At 52.4% G+C, this 5,750-nt stretch carries 4 protein-coding genes; 1 reads left to right on the top strand and 3 read right to left on the bottom strand.

Annotated elements, in window-relative coordinates:
* Nucleotides 1–349 precede the first annotated feature (349 nt).
* From clpB to rluD, 3 genes are all read right to left on the bottom strand, one after another.
* Nucleotides 350–2,923: an ATP-dependent chaperone ClpB gene (gene clpB, locus FBY13_RS23255; RefSeq protein WP_145395272.1), complete on the bottom strand. Its 2,574-nt coding sequence runs from the start codon at nucleotides 2,921–2,923 to the stop codon at nucleotides 350–352.
* 125 nt (nucleotides 2,924–3,048) lie between these two features.
* Complete coding sequence (gene yfiH, locus FBY13_RS23250; protein WP_145395271.1) at nucleotides 3,049–3,777, bottom strand: purine nucleoside phosphorylase YfiH; 729 nt, start codon at nucleotides 3,775–3,777, stop codon at nucleotides 3,049–3,051.
* Nucleotides 3,774–4,754 carry a 23S rRNA pseudouridine(1911/1915/1917) synthase RluD gene (gene rluD, locus FBY13_RS23245; RefSeq protein ID WP_063880702.1) on the bottom strand — a complete coding sequence of 327 codons (981 nt, stop codon included), beginning with the start codon at nucleotides 4,752–4,754 and terminating at the stop codon, nucleotides 3,774–3,776. Before rluD ends, yfiH begins: the two co-directional genes overlap by 4 nt.
* A gap of 129 nt (nucleotides 4,755–4,883) precedes the next feature.
* Here rluD and bamD point away from each other — a divergent pair, with 129 nt between their 5' ends.
* A complete protein-coding gene (gene bamD / locus FBY13_RS23240) occupies nucleotides 4,884–5,615 on the top strand; it encodes an outer membrane protein assembly factor BamD (RefSeq protein ID WP_063880703.1) in 732 nt (243 codons plus the stop codon).
* Nucleotides 5,616–5,750: the final 135 nt, after the last annotated feature.

Genomic DNA, 5,750 nt, shown 5'->3' with positions numbered 1-5,750 from the left:
GAGTGCCCACACAGATTGTCTGATAAATTGTTAAAGAGCAGTGCGAACAGCGGGTTAACCGTCTGTCGCGAGGTGGCGTATATTACGCTTTCCTCTTTCAGAGTCAACTTATTTTTCAGAAGTTTTTCTCCGGCGGTTCAGTTTCCTGAACCTCTCAACACCGCATTCCGTAAGCCGTTGTGCCGTGTCAGTGGAGGCGCATTATAGGCAAATATTTTAGGCTGACAAGCGCTAATTCAAATAAATCTTTCGAGTGCTCACTTTCCAGGCAATGCGCTTTAAAAACCACCCAAACCGCAACTAGCAGGTACAAAAAACGGGCATTTCGCCCGTTTTTGCAGAGATGACCTTACTGATGCGCCGTAATGACGTCGTCTTTTACATCCATCTCAATCACTTTGCCCGGAACCAGCGCACCAGAAAGAATCTGCTGTGCCAGTGGGTTTTCTATCTGCTGCTGGATAGCGCGTTTCAATGGACGCGCACCGTAAACCGGGTCATAACCGTTTTCACCCAGCAGTTTGATTGCGGCTTCAGAGATATGCAGCTGATAGCCTCGGTCTTCCAGACGTTTATACAATCGCTGTAGCTGAATCTGAGCAATAGAAGCAATATGCTGCTCACCCAACGGATGGAACACCACCACTTCATCAATACGGTTCACAAACTCCGGACGGAAATGCTGACCCACAACGCCCATGACCAGCCCTTTCATCTCGGCATAATTCAGATTACCGAAACGTTCCTGAATCAAATCTGAACCCAGGTTAGACGTCATGATCACAACCGTATTGCGGAAATCAACAGTGCGTCCTTGCCCGTCCGTCAACCGGCCATCATCCAGCACCTGCAGCAGGATATTGAAGACATCGGGATGCGCCTTCTCAATCTCATCCAGCAGGATCACCGAATAAGGACGACGGCGAACCGCTTCAGTCAGATAACCACCCTCTTCATAGCCGACATAACCGGGAGGTGCACCCACCAGCCGCGATACGGAGTGTTTCTCCATAAATTCGGACATGTCGATACGAACCATCGCATCGTCACTGTCAAACAGGAAGTTAGCCAGTGATTTACACAATTCCGTTTTACCTACCCCGGTTGGCCCCAGAAACAGGAACGACCCGACAGGACGATTTGGATCGGCCAGACCTGCGCGGCTACGGCGAATGGCATTAGAAACCGCTTCAACCGCTTCATCCTGTCCAATCACGCGTGAGTGAAGCGACTGCTCCATACGCAGAAGTTTGTCACGCTCCCCTTCCATCATGCGAGCGACCGGAATACCCGTCCAGCGCGCCAGGACATCGGCAATCTCTACATCTGTTACGCGGTTGCGCAGCAGCTTCATGGTCTTGCCTTCAGCCTGTGTAGCGGAAGCCAACTGTTTTTCCAGCGCCGGGATCTTGCCATACTGCAGTTCTGACATCTGCGCCAGATCGCCGGAACGACGAGCCTGCTCAAGCGTAAGCCGTGCCTGCTCCAGTTCCGCTTTAATATTCTGCGTACCCGTTAACGAGGCTTTTTCCGCTTTCCACTCTTCTTCCAGCTCGGCATATTCACGCTCTTTCTGGTTTAGCTCGGCTTCCAGCATATCCAGACGCTTGACGCTGGCATCGTCAGACTCTTTCTTCAACGCCTGCTGTTCCAGCTTCAACTGGATAATGCGGCGTTCCAGACGATCCAGCGCTTCAGGTTTGGAGTCAATCTGCATACGGATACTGGATGCTGCCTCGTCAATCAGGTCAATTGCCTTGTCCGGCAACTGGCGGTCGGCGATGTAGCGGTGTGAAAGCGTGGCGGCTGCGACGATAGCCGGGTCAGTGATCTGCACGTGGTGGTGCAGCTCATAGCGCTCTTTCAAACCACGCAAAATCGCGATGGTATCTTCAACGCTTGGCTCTGCCACAAACACTTTCTGGAAACGACGCTCCAGGGCGGCATCTTTTTCTATGTACTGGCGATACTCGTCCAGCGTGGTGGCACCAACGCAGTGCAGCTCACCACGAGCCAGCGCAGGCTTGAGCATATTACCGGCATCCATCGCACCGTCTGCTTTACCCGCACCAACCATCGTATGCAGTTCGTCGATAAACAGAATGACATTGCCTTCCTGTTTTGACAGGTCGCTAAGTACCCCTTTCAGGCGCTCTTCGAATTCACCACGGTATTTCGCCCCCGCCACCAGCGCTCCCATATCCAATGCGAGTACACGGCGGCCTTTCAGCCCTTCCGGCACTTCACCATTGATAATGCGCTGTGCCAGCCCTTCAACGATGGCAGTTTTACCCACACCAGGCTCACCGATTAACACCGGGTTGTTTTTAGTACGACGCTGCAACACCTGGATGGTGCGGCGAATCTCTTCGTCACGCCCAATCACCGGGTCCAACTTGCCTTTTTCGGCGCGTTCGGTGAGATCAATCGTGTATTTTTTTAAAGCCTGACGCTGATCTTCAGCACCTTGATCGTTCACGTTGTCGCCTCCACGAAGTTGTTCAATCGCTTTGGTGAGCTTTTCGCTGGTGGCACCTGCGGATTTCAAAATATCCGCCAGCGAGCCACGTGAATCCAGGGCTGCCAAAACAAATAATTCAGATGAGATAAAGTTGTCGTTGCGCTTCTGTGCCAGCTTGTCGCACAGGTTAAGCACTCGGATGAGATCGGCAGAAGGTTGCACATCGCCGTCGCTGCCTTCAACCTGAGGCAGACGGTCAATAGCCTGATCAATCTGCGTACGTAACGCTGCGACGTCAGCACCGGCTGAGGACAACAGCGGCGCAACAGAACCGCCCTCCTGTTTGAGCAACGCACTCATCAGGTGTAAAGGTTCAATGAACTGGTTGTCGTGTCCCAGAGCCAAAGACTGCGCGTCGGAGAGAGCGAGTTGAAATTTATTAGTAAGACGATCCAGACGCATAATTCCTCCCATTACAGGTCAAATGCTACTGGAGATTAAAATGAGGTCATTCCTCAAATTTTCAAGGTTAATGACCTGAGATAGGAGTAAAAAATGCGCTGTCTGGATCGTCTTATGGGCTAAGACTATAACAGCCAAATTAAAGTTGCCATACGGCCGGTGACACCATCGCGACGATAGGAGAAGAAATCCTCCTGCTCGTGAAAGGTGCAGCGTGAGTCCGCGCTAACGGATTTCACTCCTGCGGCGTGCAGCCGCTGACGGGCCAGCAGCCAGATGTCGGCGTAGAATTTCTCGCCCGCTGGACGAAAAGCGGCGGCGGCCTGTGGGTCTTTCTCCACAAACGCACGACGAACTTCCGCACCGACTTCAAATGCATCAGGGCCAATTGCCGGACCGAGCCAGGCGTGGATATGAGCGGGAGCAGCCTGAAACTGGGCCAGCGTATTTTCCAGGACGCCGCCACACAGCCCACGCCATCCGGCATGAGCCGCAGCTACTTCGCTGCCGTCATCCGAACAGAACAACACGGGCAAACAGTCAGCCGTCATTACCGCACACACCACGCCCGTATCACGGGTGATACAGGCATCTGCCTGTAGCGGCAGGTTTCCGCCTGCGCTGAGGCGTTCAACGTCGGTTGAATGGACCTGCTCAAGCCACTGTGGCATCGCCGGCAACGCCGCAAGCGAGACCAGCCGCTCTCGGTTAGCCGCCACATGCTGCGGCTTGTCACCCACATTGCTGCCCAGATTCAGCGAACACCAGTTGCCCTCACTGACCCCGCCCTGACGTAAGGTTGAGGCGGCGCGCACCCGATCAGGCGCAGGCCATTGTGGAATAATCAGGCTCATAGCCAGTCCAGTTGATCCTTGAACATCTCTGTATCCGCTTTCAACGCATCAATCAGATCGATCATGTCCTGAGGAATCGCAGCATGAAACTCCATTTCAATACCTGAGATAGGATGGTAAAGACGAAGCATCGTAGCGTGCAGCGCCTGACGATCAAATCCGCGCAGCGTGGTAATGAAGTCTTCAGATGCCCCTTTTGGCGGACGCGGACGACCACCATAAAGCGGATCGCCCACCAGAGGATGATTAATATGCGACATATGCACACGAATCTGGTGCGTACGGCCGGTCTCCAGTCGTAAACGTAACCGCGTATGGGCACGGAAATGCTCCATGATGCGATAATGGGTTACAGCCGGTTTCCCCATTGGGTGCACAGACATATGAGTACGTTTTGTCGAGTGACGGCTAATCGGTTCATCTACCGTCCCGCCAGCTGTCATCGTACCAATTGCCACGGCTTCATATTCGCGTGTAATTTCGCGACGCTGCAGTGAATCTACAAGGTGCGTTTGCGCCGGTACGGTTTTCGCCACTACCATTAGCCCGGTCGTGTCTTTGTCCAGACGATGGACAATACCTGCGCGCGGTACATCCATAATGGCCGGATAGTGATGCAGCAGTGCATTGAGTACGGTGCCATCGGGATTTCCCGCGCCCGGGTGCACCACAAAGTCACGTGGTTTATTGATGACGATGATATCTTCATCTTCGTAAACGATATCCAGCGGGATGTTTTGCGGTTCCCAGCGCTGCTCTTCTTCGATCTCTGCATCGATAGATACGCGCTCGCCGCCAAGCACTTTTTCTTTTGGCTTATCAATAACAGTGCCGTTAACACTGACGCGCTGGTCGAGAATCCATTCTTTTATGCGAGAACGTGAATAATCAGGGAACAATTCCGCCAAAGTTTGATCTAAACGTTGTCCGAGTTGTGACTCGGATACCGTTGCGGTGAGTTGAACTTGTTGTGCCATATACAGCTTCTTCGTTAACGTTGGGTTTTACGGCGATGCCGTTTAATATAATGTGCTATCGTACCTGGTCATTACCGGGAGCTATACGGACAGCTTCCGCCATAACATTTTGAGGATAATCACTTCGTCATGACGCGTATGAAATATCTGGTGGCTGCAGCCACACTGAGCCTGGCACTTGTTGGTTGTTCCGGCTCAAATGACGCGGTACCGGACAACCCGCCTTCTGAAATCTATGCTACAGCGCAACAAAAGCTGCAGGACGGTAACTTTAAAGCGGCGATTAAGCAACTGGAAGCGCTGGATAATCGTTATCCCTTCGGTCCCTATTCGCAGCAGGTTCAGTTGGATTTGATTTACGCGTACTATAAAAATGCCGATCTGCCCATGGCACAAGCTGCCATCAGCCGCTTCATGCGTTTGAATCCAACGCATCCTAATATCGATTACGTCATCTATATGAAAGGGCTGACGGATATGGCGCTGGACGATTCGGCATTACAGGGCTTTTTCGGTATCGACCGTTCCGATCGCGATCCTACCCATGCTCGTGATGCATTTCGCGACTTTGCACAGCTGCTGCGCAGTTATCCAAACAGCCAGTACGCGGCTGATGCATACAAGCGTCAGGTCTACCTGAAAGATCGTCTGGCAAAATATGAGCTTTCGGTGGCGCAATTCTATACCAAGCGTGAGGCTTATGTCGCGGTTGTTAACCGTGTTGAGGGCATGATGCGCGATTATCCGGATACGCAGGCTACGCATGACGCGCTGCCACTGATGGAAAACGCCTATCGCCAGCTGCAACTGAATGCCGAGGCGGAAAGAGTCGCAAAAATTATCGCCGCCAATAACGGCTGATACGTTTGCGCTTTTAGCCACAAAAAAAAGCAGCCTTAAAGGCTAATGCCGATCATTTAAGGATCGGTTGACCGATCCAGTGGCAGGTGTAAAAAGGGTTCATGTTCATCATGGACCCTTTTTTATGGAACTCTC

The sequence above is a fragment of the Pantoea sp. SJZ147 genome, from assembly GCF_007828605.1.
GTDB lineage: Bacteria > Pseudomonadota > Gammaproteobacteria > Enterobacterales > Enterobacteriaceae > Pantoea > Pantoea allii.
The sequence above is the reverse complement of the archived record's forward strand: the minus strand, read 5'-3'. Positions and strand labels throughout refer to the sequence as shown.